We start from the raw sequence: 20995 nt of genomic DNA on the forward strand, positions 1-20995 counted from the left end.
CCCAAGCGAGCTGCGACACCGACGACAAGCAGCAGGCCTCAGCCTCGCCCACGCCGCCGACCAGCTCAACACCTGGCCCGCAACCATCTCGGTGATCGAACGCGGCAAAGCACCCCACCACCCCCTCATACCCGCCTACCGCGACTGGCTCAACACACTCCAACCCGCCGCTTGACGAACCATAGGAGCATCACGAGTGCGTTTAGCGGGCCGGTGATCCGTGACACGTGCCAATCCACGTGAAGGCGTGAGGTTGCAGATCGCCTCGAATCTCAGGCGACGGTCGTCCGGTAGCTGGGAACGAATCCGACGATGGCGGCACGGATCGCACGGGAGCAGACCAGGCGCTGTACTTTCGCCTCGTGCTCACACTGCCTCAGCTCGAACGGCATCTGTTTGCTGCCGCGGACATCTTGCGGGGGAAGATGGATGCGTCGGAGTTCAAGGAGTACATCTTCGGCGCGCTGTTCCTGAAGCGGGCGAGCGATGTGTTCGACGAGGAGCGCCGGCGGGTCATCGAGGACCAGCTCTCGCAGGGCCGCTCGCCGGAGGAAGCAGAGCAGCGGGCCGACGACGCCGACTACTACAACGACGCGTTCTTCGTGCCGCCGCAGGCTCGCTGGTCGGCGCTGCGCGACGAGCTCCACCACCAGGTCGGCGACGGGCTGAACAAGGCGCTCGCCGCTCTCGAAGAACGCAACCGGTCGCTGGAAGGCGTGCTGCAGCACATCGACTTCAACCGGCGGGTTGGCACTACGACCGTCTCGGACAAGAAGTGGCGCGACCTCATCGACCACTTCACCAAGTACCGGCTGCGCAACGAGGATTTCGAGTTCCCCGACCTGCTCGGCGCGGCCTACGAATACCTGATCCGCGACTTCGCCGACTCTGCGGGCAAGAAGGGCGGCGAGTTCTATACACCCCGTCCGGTGGTACAGCTGATGGTGCGCCTCGTCGATCCGCAGGAAGGCATGAGCGTCTACGACCCGTGCTCGGGATCGGGCGGCATGTTGATCTACGCCCGCAACCATGTGGTCGACAACGGTGGCGATCCCGCCGACCTAGCGCTTGCCGGCCAGGAGAACAACGGCACCACCTGGGCGATCTCGAAGATGAACATGCTGCTGCACGGCATCCGAGACGCCGACCTCCAAAACAACGACACGCTCACCAATCCAGAGCACACCAGCGGCGGAGAGCTGAAGCGGTTCGACCGTGTCATCACCAACCCGCCGTTCAGCCAGAACTACGACACGGACTCGCTCACCCACACCGAGCGGTTCCGCTACGGCTATACCCCCGAGGGAGGCAAGAAGGCCGACCTCATGTTCCTGCAGCACATGCTGGCCGTTCTCAAGGACGACGGCATCGTCGCCACGGTCATGCCGCACGGGGTGCTGTTCCGGGGCGGCGCCGAGGGCTCTATCCGTCAGAAGATCATCGAGGACGACCTGCTGGACACGGTCATCGGCCTCGGCCCGAACCTGTTCTACGGAACCGGCATCCCCGCCGCGATCCTGATTCTGCGGGCCAAGCGCTCGAAGCCGCCCGAGCGACGAGGCAAGGTGCTGTTCATCAACGCCGATCGCGACTACGGCGAGGGTCGTGCGCAGAATCACCTTCGCCCCCGCGATGAAGAGAAGATCACCGCTGCCTACCGGGACTTCGCTGACGTGGACGGCTTCGCCAAGATCGTCACCATCGACGAACTGGCCGACAACAACTTCAACTGCAACATCCGCCGCTACGCCGACAACTCCCCGCCACCCGAGCCCCACGACGTGCGTGCCCACCTCCACGGCGGCGTGCCCATGGCCGAGATCGAGGACGCCGCGGACCTGATGGAGCGCGCTGGACTGAATGCCCTAGAAGTCCTGTTCGCCGACCGTGGCGACGGCTACGCCAAGTGGTGCCACAACATTGCCTCTCCCGAAGGACGAGAGGCCGCGCACGGCGCTATCGGCTACGCCGTGACCCAGCGGGCCGCCGCCAGCCCGTGGCCCCAATGGTGGGCCGACACCGTCGAACCGATGCTCCTCGCCCTGCCCGACCTGGCCAGCCTCGCCGGCTTGCGTCGCCAGCTCGTCAAGAATTTCACCGCTCACATGGCTCCTGCCGGGATGGACCGCTTCGTCGCAGCGGGCATGGCAGCTACATGGTGGGAGGGCAGCGTTCACGAACTCCAAACTGTGGCCAGCCGGGACTGGAAGACAGTGATTGAGGCCTGGCTCACGACCGCCGAAGCCAGCCAGGACGACAAGAACGCCCCCGATCTTGCCGATCAGTTCGCCGTCACGCTCCTTGCCGGAGCTCAGTTGGCCTCCCGGTTCGAGTTCGCGGCCGCGCTCGCCAGCCTGGATGCCGAGATCAAAGCTGCCGAGGCCTCCGGCGACGACGAGGAGGAGCCCGACGACGACGCCCCTACTCCGGCCGAGATGAAGAAGATGAAATCGGAGCGAACCAAGGAGAGGAAGTCGCTGAGGGCGATTGACGCCTCACTCCTCACAACAGCCCGTCAAACCCTCGACGCGATGGAAGCGGTGGAGGCACCCGCCCAGGCCATCGGTGCGCTCCGAGGCCGAATCGAGGCACTCATGGCCGACCACTTCTTGGACATTGAGCGCCGGACTCTTGACTGGTACGACAACCTCGTCAGCAAGTACGGCTCCACCCTGCCCCAACTTGAAGCCAAGCGCGACGACGCCGTTGTGCGGCTCAATGTGTATCTCATGGAACTTGGATATGGGTGAGCAGCCAGTTAGAGACTTGCTTGACACAGAGTTCGCGGGCGAGTGGGGCGAGGACAGCTTGGGCCATGGGCTGCGTGCATGCCGGGTACTCCGGGCAACCAACCTCTCGTTCAATGGGATTGAATACTCCACGGCGGCGCAGAGGTTCGTGCCCGACGCTAAGGTCAGAGAAAAGAGGCTGAGGACAGGCGACCTAATCCTGGAGGCGGCCGGTGGCGGGCCAGGTGTTCCTGTCGGCCGGGTTGCCCGATTCGCTCCTCCCGACGAAGAGTCGGTGTATCTTGTATCGAACTTCTTCCGCACGCTCAGGCCGGCTCCAAGTGTCGACTCTCGATTCGTGTATCACATACTCCAGGATCTCTATCAGCAGCCGAGGATCTGGCAGGTCCAGCAGCAAACTACTGGAATTATTAATCTCAATTTCCGGGACTACTTGCAATTTCGAGTCCCAGTACCACCGTTGGAGGAGCAGCAGCGGATTGCAGAAATCCTCGACACTCTTGACGAAGCCATCCGAGCCACCGAACGCGTCATCGTCAAACTTCTAGACATCGAGTATGGGCTTCGTCGCGACCTGCTTGACGGAAAGTTCGAGGGTGCGCACTCCGAGGGCTGGCGGCATTGCCGGATCGGAGACTTCGCGACTGTGCAGCGCGGTGCCAGCCCGCGGCCGATCGGCAACCCCGCCTGGTTCTCGTCAGATGGACCCGGCTGGATCCGAATATCGGACGTAACAGCAGCGGATGACTTGCTCCTCCATACTCGCGACCACCTCTCGCCAGCCGGTGTGGCCCGGAGCCGTTACGTTTGTCCCGGCGATGTGATCATGAGCATCGCGGCCACAATTGGAGTCGCCATTGTGGTTGGCATTGAAGCCTGCTACCACGATGGTTTCGTGCGAATCGACCACGATGGTTCCGTCATCCCGGAATTCCTCGTGATGCTTCTTGAGCACCATGAGCAGGGTTTCATTCGAAGCGGCCAGACGGGGACTCAGGCCAACATCAATTCCAGCATCGTTGCCGCGACAGAGGTTGCTCTGCCAAGTCTTGATATCCAATCGGAGATTGTCGCTGCGACATCGGCCGTTCGTGGCGCCATACGAGCCGAGAAGGATTCTTGCCGAGCACTTCAGGCGACGCGCGCCGGACTCGCCGGTGACCTGCTATCCGGGCGCGTTCGAACGGTGGCGGCGTGAGTTCTGGCCCGGAGTGGGAGAAGGTCGAGCGGCCGCTACTGGAGCATCTGACCTCGCTGGGGTGGGAAACGCTGATCTGGTCCGAGCGACAGGCGGACGGCGTTGACGCCCGCGCGTCGGATCGTGATGTGCTCCTTGAGCGGCGACTCCGTTCGGCACTGAAGAAGATCAACCGCGGCCCGGACGGCTTGCCGTGGCTGGACGAGGCCCGGATCAGCGCGGCGGTGGCGGAGCTGCGGTCGATGCCGGCGGGGGCCAAGCCGCTGGAGGCGAACCGGCTGTCGACCGACTTGCTACTTGGCGGCACCACCGTCAGCGGGCTCGACAGCTGGGACGGTGGCCGGGATCAAACCATCAACTACATCGACTGGGACGACTGGTCGGCCAACGAATTCCTTGCCGTGTCGCAGTTCTCGGTGGCAACACCGGGGCAGGCGCCGAACATTCGGCCCGACGTGACGCTGTTCGTCAACGGCGTCCCGTTGGTGGTGATCGAAGCCAAGTCACCCGGCCACGACAGTGGTATCACCGACGCGATCGATCAGCTCCGCCGTTACGCCAACCAGCGCGACGGTGAAGCCAACGAGGGCGCCGAGCAATTGTTCTGGACGAACCAGCTCACCATCGCCACCACTGGTGAGCGAGCCCAGGCGGCGACATTCTCCGCTGAGCCCGAGCACTACCTGGCCTGGAAAGACCCGTGCCCGGCGACTATCGACGAAGTCGCCGCAACGCTCGGCAAACCCGCCGACGCCGTCACGCAGCAAGAACTTCTGACAGCCGGGATGCTGGCCCCGAAACGGCTGCTGGACATCATCCGGCACTTCACGCTGTTCATGGACCACGGCGCCGGTCGAACCATAAAGCTCGTCGGCCGGTACCAGCAGTACCGCGGCGTCCAGAAGGCACTGCGGCGGTTGCTCACCGGCGACACCCGCGCCGTCGACGGCTATGTGGATCGCCGGGGCGGGATCATCTGGCACACCCAGGGGTCGGGCAAAAGCCTGACCATGGTGTTCCTGATCCGGGCGATGCGCAGCCACCCTCAGCTCCGACGCTTCAAGATCGTCCTGGTCACCGACCGCACCGATCTTCAAGCGCAACTCAGCGGCACCGCAGCGCTGGTGGGCGAGACCATCAAGGTCGCCCGAAGCGCTGCCGAGGTCCGAGCGCTGCTGCGCCAGCCCGGCCCGGGTGTGGTGATGGCGATGATCCAGAAGTACCGCGACACTGCTGCCGATGGCGCCGACGGGCTGGGCGAAGGGGAGACGTTCGAGACGCTGAACGAGTCGGAATCGATCCTGGTGATGGTCGATGAGGCGCACCGCTCTCAGGCGTCGATGCTGCACGCCAACTTGATGAACGCGGTGCCCAACGCCGCCCGCATCGGCTTCACCGGCACGCCGATCATCCTGGGCAAGCGGAAGAAGACGCTGGAGATCTTCGGCGGCTACCTCGACCGGTACACGCTGTCGGAATCCGAGGCCGACGGCTCGACGGTGCCGATCCTGTACGAGGGCCGAACCACCGATGCTGCGGTCAAGGGCGCCTCCAAGATGGACGACGTCTTCTTCCAGTGGTTCGCCGAACTCACCGAAGAGCAGCGTGAGACGCTCCAGCGCAAGTACGCCACGACCGCACAGGTGCTCGAGGCGCCCGAACTGATCGCGGCGAAGGCCAAAGACATCCTCCGGCACTACATCGGCACGGTGATGCCCGACGGGTTCAAGGGGATCATCGTCGCCACCAGCCGAGAGGCATGCGTGCGGTACCACGAGGCGTTGCGGGGTGCGCGTGACGAGCTGGTTGCCGAGCTGGAACAACGGCTGCCCGGCCTGCTCGATGGTCCCGGCGACTCGCTTGACTCCGATGAGTTGTTCATGCGCACCGCCGCCGGGCAGATCGACCTGATCCGCGAACTCGACTTCGCGCCGGTCATCTCGGGGGACCACAACGACCCGCCGCACTACGCCACGTGGACCGACAAGGCCCGCCAGCAGGCGCGCATCCAGAGCTTCAAGCTGCCGCTGGGGCCGGGCAGCGAGAAGGACGACCCGCTTGCGCTGCTTGTCGTCAAGTCGATGCTGCTGACCGGGTTCGACGTCCCGCAGGCCCAGGTGCTCTACCTCGACCGGATGATCCAAGAGGCGGAGCTGCTGCAGGCGGTTGCGCGTGTCAACCGGACTGCGGCGAAGAAGAGCTACGGGCTGGTCGTCGACTACTACGGCGTGTCTGCTCAGCTCACGACGGCACTCGCTGCGTACACCAACACCGACGGCGAACTGGACCCCGACGTGGACGGGGCGCTGCGCCCGCTGACCGCCGAGATCGAAAAGCTGGAGCCGCAACGCCAACGGGTGCGCCAGATCTTCGTGCAGCGCGGCGTCGAGCCGGAAGCGACCGTCGATGCAATCGAAGCCTGCGTGCAGGTGTTGGCCGACGAACGGCTGCGGGCTGGGTTTGACGTTGCGCTGCGGACCTTCCTGACGACGTTCGACACGGTGCTGCCCAGGCCCGAAGTGCTGCCGTTCGTCGAGGACGTCAACTTGTTCGGCGAGATTCAGATGCTGACCCGGCAGCGTTATCGCGACACCCCCGACGGTGATTTCGATCCACACAAGTACAAGGAGAAAGTCCGCCGGCTGATCGATCGGCACATCACCGTGCTGGACCTCAGCCAGAAGATCCGCCCGGTGAGGATCACCGACCCGGCGTTCAGCGCCCACATCAACGGGATCGGCTCGGATCGGGCGAAGGCCTCCGAGATGGAACACGCCGTGCGCCACCACATCCGCGAGCACATCGACGAGGATCCCGTCTACTACGAGCGGCTCTCGCAGCGAGTCGACGAGATCCTCGAACGGCTCGAAGAACGGTGGGAGCAAATGGCGCTCGAGTTCGAGGAGCTGGTCGCCGAGATCAACGCCGGCCGAACCGACGAGGAAGACACGGGGCTCGACCCGACCACCGAGCTGCCCTTCCACAACCAGATGGCCGAGAAGGTCGCCAACTCGGAGCCCGACGCGAGCGAACGGCTGGTTGCGCTGACGAGCGGGCTGGTGGCCGAGGTTCGCCGGATCATTGGCGTGGTTGGCTTCTGGGACAACGCCACCAAGCAGGACGAGCTGCGCAAGGCGATCAAGCAGACGCTCGACCGAAGCAACCTGTTCGCCTACGCCAGCCTCGACGAACTGGCCGTCGAGTTGGTCGCCCTCGCCAAGGCCAACCAGCACCGACTGTCATGACTGCCGCCGCGTTGCATGATCTGTCGTCGCTGGTCGTTGGCGACCTCGTGCTGCAAGTGGAGCCGTCCAGCGATCGCAAGACCATCGAGATCGTGGTCGAGCGCGATGCCTCGCTGTTGCTCAAGGCGCCGCCGAGTGCGACGGTCGAACGCGCCACGCAGTTCGTGGCTGCCAAGCGCTCGTGGGTGTATCGCAAGCTGGCCGAGAAGGACGCGCTCACCGGCCCCGCAGTCGTGAAACAGTTCGTCGAAGGCGAAGGCTTCGCCTACCTCGGCCGCAGCTACCGCCTGACCCTGACAACCGAGAGCGAAGGCCCCGCCTCCGTCCCTGTCCGTCTCGACCGGGGCCGATTCCATCTGTCGTCGGCCGAAGCCGCCAACGGCGCTGCCGCAATGCGCCGCTGGTACACCGACGTCGGCGGCCAATGGCTCCGCCGAAGGATGCGCCCCTGGGTCGCTCGCATGGGCGAGGACGAGGTAAGGGTCGAGGTCCGCGATCTCGGCTACCGGTGGGGCTCAGCCCGCCCCTCCAGCGGCCCCCAACGCATCAACGTCCACTGGGCCACCCTGCAACTCCCACCCAGCCTCATCGACTACGTCCTCATGCACGAGCTGGCCCACCTCCACGAGACCAACCACACTCCCGAGTTCTGGTCCACAGTCGCCCGCCTCATGCCCGGCTACGAAACTCACAAGACCACCTTGGCCGCTATAGGCAAGACCATCTGGCTCGGCACCACTAGCGACGCCGAAATCCTAGACAAGGGTCGCTTCTGATAAGTGGTAGTTCAAGACGGTGGAAATTACCCCGGATCTAGGACTATTCGGTGGGACCAAGGAATTATTATGCACCGGACTCAAACGTTAGCTTTCACATTGACAAACCCAAATGGTGATATGTGTAGCCCGATTGCCGGTGCGCAGCTGTGCGGACAGTCGGGGGCCGCTAAGAAATCATGTCGGTACTATTTCTCGCCCCGACATGTGACTCGTCAAGAGTTAGTTGAGCCGCGGCCTTCATACGGTTTGCCTCACATCTAGACGGTCATTCATGATGCGGTAGCAAATGAGATAACGGCAGACAGCATTGGATACTCGTCAATATATGCAACTTCGAACGTTGAGCGAATCAGTTGTGATACCTGCTGTCGGGGATAACGCAGTGCTTGCAGGATCTCCCCCAGAATCCGCTCCAAATCATGGCCATGCACGACGTGCAAGGGTTCACGTTCTCTAAGGATGGCAGCAGCAGCCTTAACTGCGCTCGCGACCTCATTAACGCCTGAGCCGTTGAATCCGGCTTGAGTCAGTAGCTGCGAGAGCATATTGATCAGTCGCAGAGTTGGAATTCCGGATGCATCGACATCGATAAATGCCTTCAGATTTAGAGCTTGAAATGGTAGATCAAGAGATCTCTGTCGATCGATCTCACGGGCAGCTGCTAATATTGTCGCCGCTTCGACCGTTGACTCGAGCACTTCTTTTGCATCTACGTGTTCGGCCATCAGAGCGAGGCCAAAAATCTTTTCGAACGAACTCAACCGTAAGAAGTACGACTCCATGCTTCGGCCATCGGTCAAAACTAGCGGAAGTGTGGCCATCTTACAGTCGAGATGGTCAAAATCCGCATCCACGAGAACTCTAACGCGGTTGAGGGATTCATCACATGAACTGAGCGACGTTCGCAAATAGTCTGCCAAATTGACTGCTCGCGCTCGGTTTCCCCCTACAAGAGGCGCTACGTCGACAAAATCGATTTCAAGAACCTCGCACGATGCATTTTCACCCAAGATCCATCTCAGGAATAGGCGATCGCTAGGACCCTCAACAAACAGGCACCGTAGCGATCGATCCATCAATAGAGATGAAGCGATGCCCGGTAGTGAGCGTCTCAATTGGCTGGTAGAACCTGTCGTCACTCGCGTCGCAATTCGTCAGTATTGCCGAATGGGACGAGGTAGTCTCGATATTCTCCAACAATGTCTGGGGAATGGGTAGCTAACAACAATTGTGGGCTCGCATTTGAGGAGCACTCGCGCAAAGAATCGATAATGCGTCGCTGCCAGGATATGTGCATAGACAGCTCGGGCTCATCGATCGCGAGAACGGTACCTCTGCGTTGTGTTGTTAACGCAGCAACCATCAGATACAGTAGATGGTATTCGCCGGAGCCTAGGCTGTCCTCCGACAAATTCTCCCCGGACACATTGGTTATTGAGAATCCTTTTCTGGGTTCTACCTTGATTTCCTTGTCGCGGAAGTAGCTGTTCATTGTACGTTCGAACGTCAGTAACCGTTCAGCGAGGAGCTTCTGCTCTCTAGCGCGTGTTTCGAGTACTTCAGCGGCAGCGGTCATTACAGATAGACCTTCTGTCGAGGCTGGATCCGACAACTGCTCCAAGAAGCTGCGAGCTAGGTCAAAGTCCCATCGGTCTCTTTCCACTCCCAACCGCTCATATGCGTCTTCCTGCCCCCGTACCGTACTCAGCCGGTTGAGTAGGTTGGAGGCCGTAGTTTCTGGTCGAGTTCCGGCTTGGAGTCGTTGAATGATCGCCGACAGAAAATCGGGTTCATTGCTACGAAAGAACCGCCTATAGTCGACTTGGGCTTCAGCGATGAATTTTGCGACGCGATCGGCGAGGTGCGATCCCGGATGCTTCAGTCGTCTCCGCGACGGGGATCTCACGCTATGGGCATAGTGATCTATGAATAAGTCGCGCTCGTATTGTTCTTCGTCGAGGAATCCTGAAGGAGTTTGTCTCCAAGTGTGAATATACTCAAAACTTATCTTCTGCGTAACGGCAAAAAATGTCTGGCGAAACTCGTCTACAACTTTAGCATCGGTCGGCTCTAATGGACCAGATTGTTTCGGATGTAGTTGCAGGCAAAACTCCCCGAATTCCACTTGAAGAGGCGCTGCAGGGGCGTCCTGAGTCACTGATATCTCTTCGCCGGTTGAGAATCGAAGAACGCAACGACCGAATGGAATTGCTCGATGAACATCAAAATTTAGTGTCATCATCCCATCAATCATTCTGAGGGACGTAGTTTTTCCGCTTCCATTTGGGCCATGAAGCAGCACGAGCGACAGTGCTTGTTCCTCTTCACTGTGCGTGCCGAAAGGTATAGATCGCTCGAACGCACCGAACAAGCTCGTGATTTCGAGTTCTTGGATCTGCATCAGACCTCCATGATGTTGTTACCCGTGGCCAACAATCTGGCGTGTAGTGAGCGGGTGCAAAGGTTTTCGCGACACTGTCTCGTTAGGCGAGTGTAGGAGGCCGTTGTGGGCCTCGGTGAAGGTTCGCCGGGTTGGGGTTTGGTGGGAGAGCGCGAAGACGAAGTTTGCGGGGCGTGAAACGCCCTGGATCTTGGTCTGTAACGGGTCTTGCGGAGGTGGGTGTTGGATTCTGGGCCCTTCGCGTTTTTGTGGGATGGGCTGCTGGTTTCGACGGGGTTGACTATGTCACGAGGAGTCCTCGGGCTTCGAAGTTGGCGTAGTTGGTGAAGCCGTGTGCGCTGCGGCGCAGGACTTGGAGCAGGTTGTTGGTTCTTTCGATGCCTCCGTTGCTGGGCCGCCCGGTGTGGTGCCAGGCGAGGATCTCGTTGGACCACGCCAAGAAGGTGTCGACGGTGTCGCTGAACTCGGGTAGCAGCCCGGTGCCGTAGATGTCGGCGAACCGGTCGAGTGCTGCCATGGCGGCGTCGTGGTCGTCGGCGAGATAGAGCCCGAGCAACTCGCCGAGCGCTTCCCAGGTCCCCACCACCAGCCGCTCGGGCGTGTCAACGAGCACCCCGAGGAGACTGCTGATTTATTGGGCGCGATTTCCGCGTGCGGGGTGGGGGCGCGCGGGACAATGTCGGGGTGCAGGGCTCAGCGGTTCAGGATCGGGTGTTGTTGGACGCGGCGGCGGTGTGCGGGCATCTTGTGCCGCCGGGGTCGGTGTATGCGCTGTTGGCCGAGCATCGTGGCCGGCTGTTCGGTGACGAGTTGTTCGAGGATCTGTTCGGGTCGGGTCGGGGCCGTCCGTCGGTGCCGGGCGAGGTGATCGCTGCGGTGATGGTGCTGCAGGCTCTCGAGGGCCTGTCGGACCGTGAGGCGTGTCGGCGGTTGCAGACCGATGTGGGGTGGAAGGCCGCGGCAGGGCTGGCGCTGACCGAGGCGGCGTTCCATCCCACGGTTTTGACTCTGTGGCGCAACAAGCTGCGCGCGAGCGGCCGCCCGGATCGGGTGTTCGACGCGGTGCGCGAGCTGATCGCTGTGACGGGCGCTGTGGCTGGCAGCGCTCGGCGGGTGCTCGATTCCACGGTGCTCGACGACGCTGTGGCCCGTCAGGACACTGTGACGATGGTGACGAACCAGATCCGGCGGGTCCGCAGGCTGGTTCCCGAACTGGGCGAGGTGCCGGTGCGCGAACGCAATCTGGGCCCGGCCGCGCCGGTGGTGGACTGGTGCGATCCCGCCGACGCCGAGCGGCTGGTGTCCGAGCTGGTCGACGACGCTGTGGAACTGGCTGCGGCTGCGGCGGATCTCGATCTCGACGCTGCTCAGGCCGACGCGGTGGGCCTGTTGGGGCTGGTCGCGGGCCAAGACGTGGAGCCCGCCGGGGGGCCGGGACGGTGGCGGATCGCCCGCGGCACCGCGAAGGGCCGGGTGATCAGCGTGGTGGATCCCGAGTCGCGTCACACCCACAAGACCTCTCACAGCTACCGCGACGGCTACAAGGCCCACATCGCGGCCGAGCCCGACACCGGGCTGGTCACCGCTGCTGATCTCACCGGCGGCGACGCCGGCGACGCGGACGCAGCGATGGGGCTGCTCGACGGCGAGCCCGCCGGCACCACGGTGCTCGCCGACAGCGCTTATGGCACCGGGCAGCTTCGCGCCGATCTCGTCGAGCGCGCCATGGACGCGGTGATCAAGCCGCCGCCGCTGAGCGTCGCCGTCGAGGGCGGCTACAGCATCGACGCCGACACAGGCGAGTTCTCCGGCACCGTGGCCTGCCCCGAAGGCCACACCGTGCACATCACCCCCAAAGGCAACGCCCGCTTCGGCCGACACTGCGCCCGATGCCCCCAACGCGACCGCTGCACCACCGCCGAGAACGGACGCGTCATCAAGATCCACCCCCACCACGAACTGCTCAAAGCAGCACGCGTCCAAGCCCGCACCGACCGGTTCCAGCACCAATACCGCACCGTGCGGCCCATGGCCGAAAGAACCATCGCGTGGATCGTGCGCCGCAACCGAAGATGCCCCTACCTCGGCACCGCCAACAACCGGCACTGGCTGCGGCTGCGCGCCGCAGCAGTCAACCTCCAACGCCTCACCAGCCTCGGACTCCACCACAACGGCACCACCTGGGCCATCACCTGACCCAACCCCCACCGACAAGCCGAACCCGCAGCCCACAACCGAACCCCGCCGCGCCCCAACCCACGACCACAGCCCAACCAAGCCCAAGACACTGAATCGCCCTGGGTTGGTTGAAGGCTCCTGATCTTGGATACGAGGATGGAGTCATGCCACATGAGATGTCGCCTGGGAAGCCGACGACGCGTCGGTACAGCGAGGCGGAAAAGGAGCGTGCTGTGCGTGCTGTGCGTCAGCTCCGCAAGGAGCTGGGCACCGATCACGGGACGGCGGGGCGGGTCGCGGCCCAGTTGGGGATCGGGGTGGAGTCGCTGCGGTCGTGGGTGCGCCAAGCCGAGATCGATGCTGGGTTGCGCCCTGGTGTGAACAGCGAGCAGGCTGAGCGGATCAAGGCGCTGGAGGCCGAGAACCGGGAGCTGCGTCGGGCGAACGAGATCTTGGGCAAGGCGTCGGCTTTTTTCGCGTAAGGGGCTCGACCGCCCACTGAGGTGACGGTGTCGTTCGTCGACGCTCATCGTGGCGAGCTCGGGGTCGAGCCCATCTGCACTGCGCTGGGGGTGGCCCCGAGCACGTACTACGCGGCCAAGCGCCGCGAGCGCGAGCCGTCCGCGCGGGCGGTCTCGGACGCGGTGTGGATGCCGATCTTGTTGGCGTTGTGGGTCGCGAACCGCAAGGTCTACGGGGCACGCAAGCTCTGGAAGGCCGCCCGGCGCGCGGGTCACGAGATCGGCCGGGACCAGGTTGCCCGGCTGATGCGTGAGCTGGGCGTACGCGGCGTCAGCCGGCGGCGCAAGATGTTCACCACGCGTCAGGATCCTGACGCGGTTCGCGCTCCCGACCTGGTCAACCGCGACTTCACTGCGGATCGGCCCGACGCGTTGTGGGTGACCGATCTCACCTATGTCGCGACCCGGGCAGGCATGGCCTATGTGTGCTTCATCGTGGACGCGTTCTCCCGCCGCATCGTGGGCTGGCGCGTCGCTTCGCACATGCGCACCGAGATGGTCCTCGACGCATTGGAGATGGCCCGCCGCTCACGCGGCAACCGCCGCCTGGTCGGGCTCGTGGCACACTCCGACGCCGGATCGCAAGCCGGATTCAACCGGTCGTCGCAACACCTCGATGATGGAGGTGTCGGTGATGGCGACGATGCGGGAGCGCCAGCGCGAGGTCCAGCTGTATCGGGGTCAGATCCCGTCGCCGGGGCGTCCGACAGTCGCGTGGCGGCAGGACCGGGTTCGGTTCTGGGCGGCGATCGCCGACGGCGACAAGACCGGGGACGCGGCGGCACAAGCGGGGGTGTCATCCCCCGTTGGGTTCCGGTGGTTCCGTCACGCTGGCGGGGTGAACCCATGTTTGTCCCCGACGGTGTCGGGCCGGTTTCTGTCGTTTGCCGAGCGTGAGGACATCGCGTTGTTCCGGGCCCAGGGCCTCGGTGTGCGTGAGATCGCCCGCAGGCTCGATCGCAGCCCGTCGACGATCTCGCGGGAGCTTCGCCGCAACGCGTCGACGAGAACATTCCGGCTCGAGTACAAAGCGACGATCGCGCAGTGGCACGCAGAGCGGCGCGCTCGTCGTCCGAGGCCAGCGAAGCTCGCCAGCAATGATCGGCTTCGCAGCTATGTGGCTGAGCGGCTCTCGGGCGCGGTTCGGGCGCCCGGCGGTCGCGCCTTGGGGCCTGAGGGCCCGAAGTGGCAGGGCCGCAACAAGCCCCATCGTGGGGACCGCAGCTGGGTGCAGGGCTGGAGTCCCGAGCAGATCTCGAACCGGCTGCGTGTCGATTTCCCCGATGATGAGTCCATGCGCATCAGCCACGAGGCCATCTATCAGGCGCTCTACGTCGAAGGCCGGGGTGCGCTCAAGCGTGAGCTGGTCGCGTGCCTGCGCTCGGGGAGGGCTCTGAGGGTTCCTCGGGCCCGAGCCCGCCAGACCGCCTGGGCCCATGTCACCCCGGAGGTGATGATCAGCGAACGACCCGCCGAGGTCGAAGACCGGGCCGTGCCCGGACATTGGGAAGGCGATCTGGTGATCGGTCTGAAGCGCTCAGCGATCGGCACCCTTGTCGAGCGCACCACCCGCTTCACGATGCTGATCCACCTGCCACGCGAACACGGCTACGGCGTCGTCCCTCGCACCAAGAACGGGCCAGCCCTCGCCGGCTACGGCGCTATCACCATGAAGAACGCTCTCGCAGCATCGATGACCACACTGCCCGAGCAGCTGCGCCGCTCGGTGACCTGGGACCGCGGCAAGGAGCTCTCCGCGCACGCTGCATTCACCGTCGAGACCGACATCGCGGTCTACTTCGCCGACCCGAAGAGCCCCTGGCAGCGCGGCACCAACGAGAACACCAACGGACTGCTGCGCCAATACTTCCCCAACCGCACCGACCTAACCCGATGGACCAGCGAAGAGATCGACGCCGTCGCCGCGACCATCAACACCCGGCCACGCAAGACCCTCGGATGGAAGACCCCAGCAGAAGCCCTCGACGAACATCTACGCTCGCTACAACAACCCGGTGTTGCGACCACCGATTGAATCCAGCCAATTCACGTCGCTGCGATTCACCGAACGCCTCGACGAGATCGGCGCCCGCCCCAGCATCGGCACCGTCGCCGATTCCTATGACAACGCCTTGGCCGAGACGACCAACGGTCTCTACAAGGCCGAATGCGCCTACGGGCCCGACACACACGGCTGGCACGACGTCGACCAGCTCGAACTCGCCACCCTGGGCTGGGTGCACTGGTTCAACCAGCAACGGCTCCACGGCCACTGCAACGACACCCCGCCCGCAGAATTCGAAGCAGCGTTCTACGCTGCCCACAAGACCACCCCAGCCGGGGCTGGAAAACCAAACCAATGAGTCTCCAACAAAGCCAGAGCGGTTCAGCCCTTCGTCTTTTGTTGGGATGAGGGTGGGTTGAGGGTCCGCTCGTAAGGGTCGAGGCCCTGGGGGGATCGGTGTTTGCGACGCCGAACCCTGGAGGGCCTCGATGAAGCGTGATGTTATGTCGGTGCGGCTGTGGCTGCCGCGCATCAAAGTGGAGGGGATCGTCGTCGACGCGCCGGAGCAGCTGGTGGTGCGGGTGTGCTCGACGGTTCGCCGCCCCGGATGCCCCGCTTGCGGGACCCCGAGCGGGAAGGTTCATGACCGCCGTGACAACAAGATCCGCGACTTGGAGGTGTCGGGGCGGCCGGTGACGCTGGCGTGGGATCGGCGGCGGCTGGTGTGCGCGCCGTGCGGGCGGCGTTTCGTCGAGGACCATCGGGCGTTCGAGGGATCAGTCACGGCGCGTCTGGCGCGGCGTCTGGTGGCCGATGCGCGGGCGATGACGGTCAACGCGGCAGCGAAGCGCCACAAGGTTGGCTGGAAGCTGGTCAACGCGCTGGTCGTCGCCTGGGCGGAGCTGGTCGGCGATCATCGCCGGCGGCGCAGATGCCGGGTGCTGCTGGTCGATGAGACCTCGATCCGCAAGCGGCACCGCTACGTGACGGTGATCGTCAACGGCGACACCGGCGAGGTGCTCGCCATGGTGCCCCACCGCGATGCCCAGGCGCTGTCGGGGTTTCTGGCCGCGCAAGGGCCCCGATGGTGCAAAGCCGTGAAGGTCGTGGTGTCCGACGGCTCCAAGGCGTACAAGGCCGCGATCGAGGTGCGGCTCGGCCACGCCCGCCATGTGCTGGACCGGTACCGGGTCATCAGATGGTTCGCGGCGGGGCTCACCGCGGTGCGCCGCGACATCCAGCGCCGACCCGAGGGCTCAGTGCCCGCGTTCGACCGCGACGTGTTCAGGTCCAGGTTCTTGCTGATGCGCCGACCCGACAAGCTCGACCCGGCCGAGCAGAAACGGCTCGACAAGCTGTTCGCTGCGGACCCCAGGCTGCGGACCGCGTGGGAAGCGCTCGGCGAGCTGCACAACCTGTACCTCGCCGACGACAGCGACGGCGCCCTCGAAGCGCTCGACCGGTTCGCGGACATCTACCGCACCGGGCAGATCCCAGAGTTCAGCGACACCGTCGACACCTTCCTCGCATGGCACGACCAGATACTCGACTGGCACCACGCCGGGCGGCCCAGCAACGGCCGCATCGACCGAACCAACAACCTGCTCCAGGTCCTGCGCCGCAAAGCCCACGGCTTCACCAACTACACCAACTTCGAAGCCCGCGGACTCCTCCTAACATGAACACCGCCGAGCCCAGCAGCCCGAATCCCAAAAAAAGACGAAGGCTCACAAACGATGACACGGGACACACACCACCAACGAGGAGAACCGATCCGCGAGGCCCGCCGCCAAGGCCTCCAACGAGCCCGATCACGACGGCTCGACCACAACCGCCGGACCACCAACAACAACCCCGAGAACACAGCATGACTTGGTTCATTTCCCAGCCAAACTCCGCGAAAGAGCCAGACGCACCTCATGCTCGAGGTAGAGAAATATCTTCGTCATTCACGCAGTAGAAGTTCGATCGCTACTTGCGCGTTGATATCCCACTGCAGGGCCAGGAGCCTCGCGCCGACGAAATTCGTGAAGTGTTCTGTCTCTTCTTGTTGGGCAACACCGAGGGCGATTTGCTCGGCGAAACTCCTGCCCACGTGTGTGCCATTGCCTTCGGTTTGGATCTGGTGTGCGAGTGACGTCAGGTATGCCATCAACGTTTCGATGAGTGCGTCCGGGCGCAATTCGGCGAGCCGTTTCCATGCTGACTCCAACTGAGACGCGGCGGCCTCGGCTGCTTCCTGAGCGATGTGGTGCTCTTGCTGATCCTCGGGGAGGAGTTGGATTCCCGAAAGCGTCTGGAGCGCGTTGTGGGCCTCCGTGAAGGTATCCGCGAGTTCGCTGGGATGGGGATCAGGCAGCAGCGCCGCCCACTCGCCGAGGTCGAGCGCCGGGTACAGAGAACTGCCGAGTCTCATAGTGAGGTTCGGTATTGGACGACCATTGCGGAGCGGTATCAGCAGGTAGGCCTCGATGATCGGCTGCTGGGCGGATAGTGCTGTTTCGAGCGTTGAGACAGCATCCGGCCACTCTGGGAGGGAGGGGATTTCGACGGTGATGGCGAGGTCAAGCAGAACTGATGGTTCTTGCGGACGTGTGACGATTGACGTTCGTATGCCCGCGGCGTCGCAGGCTCTTCGTACTGCATCGCGCCGTTCTCCGATATAGCGCTCTTCGTGCTGCCGACAGGTATCGCCTGCCCGTTGGAGCGCTTGCGTTGTACCTATGGAGCGTGCAATTTGGGCGAGCTGGGTGACGTTGGTGCGGCCGATAGCCATCTCGTGGACGACGGCGTAGATGTCCAGCAGCACGTCACGCAGTCGGTCGAGGCTTGACGGGTGCCCGTTGATGCCGAGCAGTCGCCATGGTTGGTTGATGGCGCCTTCGAGGTGTTTACCGATCACGGTGTCGGCGATATAGGCCGCCAGTGTCCGGTACTCGTCCGGCTGTTGGAGTCTCCGGAAGACGTTGCCTGTCAAGTCGGTGATCAGCGCGGAGAGATCGTCTGTCGTGATAGCGGTTGCTTGCTCGGATATTGTTGTGTCACCGAGTTCGATCGTTCCCAGTGCTGGCCGGATAGATCGTCCGCCTTCGTGGAGCTTGGCGATCTTCCCAGTGAGGCCTTTAAGTCCGCGACGGGCGAGCTGACCAGTGATGAGTCGCGTGCCGATTTCGTAGGTCAAATCGGCGGCCTGCCCGAGCAGAGGTCGTGCGGAGTTCAGCCGGACCGTGTCTGTCTCGCCCAGCAGCGTGAGCGCCACCCGGGTCTGGGCCTGGTTCCAAGCGGTCGCGGATGCTGAGTGGTCGTACTCGCGCTGGAGTTCGCTGATTCCGTGAACAAGGCCGTTGATGCGTATCTCCTGTCCACCGGGCAGGAGTGCTTGAATGTTGACCGACTCGATGCGAGGCAGGCATCGAAGCAGAAGCTGCCCGAGAGCGACAGCTGCTTCGCGTGGGTCGTCCTGGACCGCGTCTGAGACATGCAGGAACCGACCGAATGCGAGCGCGTTGCCATCTTCTGTTCTGACGTCGAGCTCGGTGATCCACGGATTCTGAGCGCGTATCCGTCGGAGAACGGCATCTTCGCCTCCCATCAGTTCAACAAGCGATTCGGCGAGCGTTTTATTGCAGGAACGGGCGGCGGCGAGGCACTCGGCGAGCGCGTTGACCGGTGCCGATCTCAGGGCGTGCAACAGCGGGCACGATTCATTCACGGTCGTTTTCACGGCGCAGCTGAGCACAGAGTCGGCATCCTTGAGAACCGCGAGCATCTGGGTGGCCTCGTCAACGTCGCCCGTTGACGACAAGAGGTCAGCGATACCGGCCGTGCCGACGCGCGCAATCAGCGCTTCTGGGGAAGACCGCCCGCCTGTTGCTTCCATCGCTTGCTGTGCTTCGCGCAGTTGGGCTGGGAGGAAGTCTGGAAGCCTCAAGCCTGCAGAGGTGAAGCCGAACAGCAGCGTCCAGCATGAAGCTGGGACCTCATGCAGATCGGCGATCTCTTTCCAAGTCCATGCAAGTTCGTAGGAGTCAGCGAGGCGAAGACCATAGAGACACGCCGTGATGCGGACCATCGACGGCTGCTCGGCGCTAGCGGCGTCGATGACGACATCTCGCGCAGCAGGAATGTCGCGCAGCAGACTGGCGACGAAGCGATGGATCTGCGGTGTCGGGATCAGCCCGATAACTCGCTTGATAGTGCTCAAGATGTCGGGCGGAGGCTGAGCGTGAACCGCCTCGCTGATGGCTGTTGAGCGCAGTCGGTGCAGGCCCGACATGACACCGTCGTGCTCAGTGACCAGGTGTTCATCGGCGAGCCGGCTGATCGCCTCGCGGACTTCGAACACTGTGGCTCCGCACGCAGCGACGACATCGTTGGTTGAGATCGCCGCTGACCATCTGTCGGCGACTGAGACGAGGCTCAGCACGTCGAGTTCGAGATGACGGTGCTCTGCGATGCGTCGCCGGATCTGGTCGCCGATGACATCGTCCAGTCGTTGTCCGCGGGTCAGCAAGTGCGTGAACTCCAGCGTGAGGCCGTCGGCTTGGTCGAGCGCCTCGGCCCAGTGAGGGGCGGTCGTCACGCCGCGGCGCACGAGGCCATCAAAGATGGTCTTTGCCGCGGTCTCATCGAGCCGTACTTCGATCGTCGCGCAATTGGAAAGGTCGCCAAGAGTCATCAGATCTTCCGAGCGCGCTGAAGCCACCAGCAACAAACCGGGAACCGCCGATGCCTCGGCCCGTAGCCGGGCCCAGGCACTCAGACCATCCGCCCCAGCAGCGTCGACCAAGAACGCGACCGGTGTCTCCTGGTTCACGTCATATGCGCGGGCGAGGCGGATCAGATGCGGAACGTCTTCCTCGGCGAGGCGGCGCACACGGAACCACAGCACACCCGGAAGCGCCAACGGCACAGTCCACAGAACAGCGCTCTTGCCGACACCGGACGGACCAGTGATCACCGACGCGGAGCGCTCGTCCAGCCCGGAAAGAACTTGATCCATGAGCGCCGGGCGGGGAACTACCAGACCGGCAGCCACATGTGCAGGCTGGGTGGCGGTCCCTTCGTAGAACCGATCGTCGCCGTCGCCAGTGTTGCCAAATTCCAGTGCCTCGCAGATGCCGTTTCCGAGCGCATATTCGAGCGAGTCGATGTCAATGTGCTGCGCGGCATCGTTGATGATGCCGACCAACTCGGTTCTGCCCAGACAGCGGCGGTACTCGTAGCTCGCTGCTGCATTGTGGTCGACGGCGTCGGCCACGCATACGCGAAGCAGTCGCGCGACACGGCGCATCGCGGATGGTGGAAGAGTCACGCACTCAGCTAGCTCAGCGACAGTTCCGGCGGTCACCTCATCCCAGGTGACGCCAACAAGCACCGTCCGTGACAGCAGATCGTCAAAGTCAGCGCCGCTCATCTCGCGTGCACAAGCTGAGTCCCAGAGAGCGGCGCGCAGCGCCGAATGAGGGGACAACGAATTCTCGAGCGTCTGATCGAAATCGTTCAGGTCGTCTTCGTCCACGACGCCGCGCTCAAGAACAACTACAACGGCCGAACCGTCCTCGAGCCGAGTCGAGTGCCGATCCCACGCCTCAAGGACATGCCCGCACGCAGCTCTGACGGGAAAGTGGCCCAGATGCCGCTGCCGCGACTTGACTTGGACATGCCGGGGGCGTGAACCCTCGAGGGACATGTCCTCAAAGCCCTCGGGCACCAGCGCATCCGCATCGACTCTGCCCGACGCAACCAGCGCGGCGAGCCACGCACCCACCGCGTCCTGAAAGTGGAACCCACGCCCTGCTCGTGCTCCCGACCTGCTGCCCTTCCATTGGTGAACGAGGGCTTCACCCTGACCTTGGTCATCAGGCGCGTTCGGTTCGGGGAAGCCGGCTGACGGCCCCTGAACCTTGGGCTGCTGC

Annotated in this window: 12 protein-coding genes, 2 pseudogenes and 1 other annotated feature; of the genes and pseudogenes, 10 read left to right on the forward strand and 4 right to left on the reverse strand. The window is 63.4% G+C overall.

Annotated elements, in window-relative coordinates:
• Positions 1-362: 362 nt before the first annotated feature.
• The 4 genes from ACQY5K_RS14530 to ACQY5K_RS14545 are packed head-to-tail and all read left to right on the forward strand — an operon-like array spanning position 363 to position 7969.
• Positions 363-2750, forward strand: coding sequence for an N-6 DNA methylase (locus tag ACQY5K_RS14530; protein ID WP_428116576.1), 2388 nt, complete (start codon positions 363-365; stop codon positions 2748-2750).
• Positions 2743-3948, forward strand: coding sequence for a restriction endonuclease subunit S (locus ACQY5K_RS14535; RefSeq protein ID WP_428116578.1), 1206 nt, complete (start codon positions 2743-2745; stop codon positions 3946-3948). The genes ACQY5K_RS14530 and ACQY5K_RS14535 overlap by 8 nt, the downstream gene beginning before the upstream one ends.
• Positions 3945-7193, forward strand: coding sequence for a type I restriction endonuclease subunit R (locus tag ACQY5K_RS14540; RefSeq protein ID WP_428116581.1), 3249 nt, complete (start codon positions 3945-3947; stop codon positions 7191-7193). The genes ACQY5K_RS14535 and ACQY5K_RS14540 overlap by 4 nt, the downstream gene beginning before the upstream one ends.
• Positions 7190-7969, forward strand: a complete 780-nt coding sequence (locus ACQY5K_RS14545) for a M48 family metallopeptidase (RefSeq protein ID WP_428116583.1) — start codon at positions 7190-7192, stop codon at positions 7967-7969. The genes ACQY5K_RS14540 and ACQY5K_RS14545 overlap by 4 nt, the downstream gene beginning before the upstream one ends.
• Before the next feature lie 272 nt (positions 7970-8241).
• Here ACQY5K_RS14545 and ACQY5K_RS14550 read toward each other — a convergent pair whose 3' ends face one another.
• From ACQY5K_RS14550 to ACQY5K_RS14560, 3 genes are all read right to left on the reverse strand, one after another.
• Positions 8242-8982 carry a hypothetical protein gene (locus ACQY5K_RS14550; protein WP_428116585.1) on the reverse strand — a complete coding sequence of 247 codons (741 nt, stop codon included), beginning with the start codon at positions 8980-8982 and terminating at the stop codon, positions 8242-8244.
• Between the two features lie 125 nt (positions 8983-9107).
• A complete protein-coding gene (locus ACQY5K_RS14555; protein WP_428116588.1) occupies positions 9108-10373 on the reverse strand; it encodes an AAA family ATPase in 1266 nt (421 codons plus the stop codon).
• Between the two features lie 280 nt (positions 10374-10653).
• Positions 10654-10986, reverse strand: coding sequence for a transposase (locus ACQY5K_RS14560; protein ID WP_428116591.1), 333 nt, complete (start codon positions 10984-10986; stop codon positions 10654-10656).
• Between the two features lie 71 nt (positions 10987-11057).
• Here ACQY5K_RS14560 and ACQY5K_RS14565 point away from each other — a divergent pair, with 71 nt between their 5' ends.
• The 6 genes and pseudogenes from ACQY5K_RS14565 (at position 11058) to ACQY5K_RS14590 (ending at position 16948) form a co-directional block, all read left to right on the forward strand.
• Positions 11058-12569 carry an IS1182 family transposase gene (locus tag ACQY5K_RS14565; RefSeq protein ID WP_428116593.1) on the forward strand — a complete coding sequence of 504 codons (1512 nt, stop codon included), beginning with the start codon at positions 11058-11060 and terminating at the stop codon, positions 12567-12569.
• Between the two features lie 146 nt (positions 12570-12715).
• Positions 12716-13717, forward strand: a pseudogene (locus ACQY5K_RS14570) (IS3 family transposase); the annotation flags it as partial.
• Positions 13018-13132, forward strand: a sequence feature (AL1L pseudoknot). It overlaps the preceding pseudogene by 115 nt.
• Positions 13716-15107, forward strand: a complete 1392-nt coding sequence (locus tag ACQY5K_RS14575; protein ID WP_428122714.1) for an IS30 family transposase — start codon at positions 13716-13718, stop codon at positions 15105-15107. The pseudogene ACQY5K_RS14570 and the gene ACQY5K_RS14575, both read left to right, overlap by 2 nt.
• Positions 15108-15114: 7 nt before the next feature.
• Positions 15115-15435: pseudogene (locus tag ACQY5K_RS14580) on the forward strand (integrase core domain-containing protein); the annotation flags it as partial.
• A gap of 130 nt (positions 15436-15565) precedes the next feature.
• Positions 15566-16759 carry an ISL3 family transposase gene (locus ACQY5K_RS14585; RefSeq protein ID WP_428116595.1) on the forward strand — a complete coding sequence of 398 codons (1194 nt, stop codon included), beginning with the start codon at positions 15566-15568 and terminating at the stop codon, positions 16757-16759.
• Between the two features lie 54 nt (positions 16760-16813).
• The gene (locus ACQY5K_RS14590) at positions 16814-16948 is read left to right on the forward strand and encodes a hypothetical protein (protein ID WP_428116598.1); all 135 of its coding nucleotides are present in this window, start codon (positions 16814-16816) and stop codon (positions 16946-16948) included.
• A 74-nt stretch (positions 16949-17022) separates the two neighbouring features.
• Here ACQY5K_RS14590 and ACQY5K_RS14595 read toward each other — a convergent pair whose 3' ends face one another.
• Positions 17023-20847, reverse strand: a complete 3825-nt coding sequence (locus tag ACQY5K_RS14595) for a hypothetical protein (RefSeq protein WP_428116601.1) — start codon at positions 20845-20847, stop codon at positions 17023-17025.
• Positions 20848-20995 lie beyond the last annotated feature (148 nt).

Source organism: Candidatus Poriferisodalis sp. (assembly GCF_965262965.1).
GTDB lineage: Bacteria > Actinomycetota > Acidimicrobiia > Acidimicrobiales > Poriferisodalaceae > Poriferisodalis.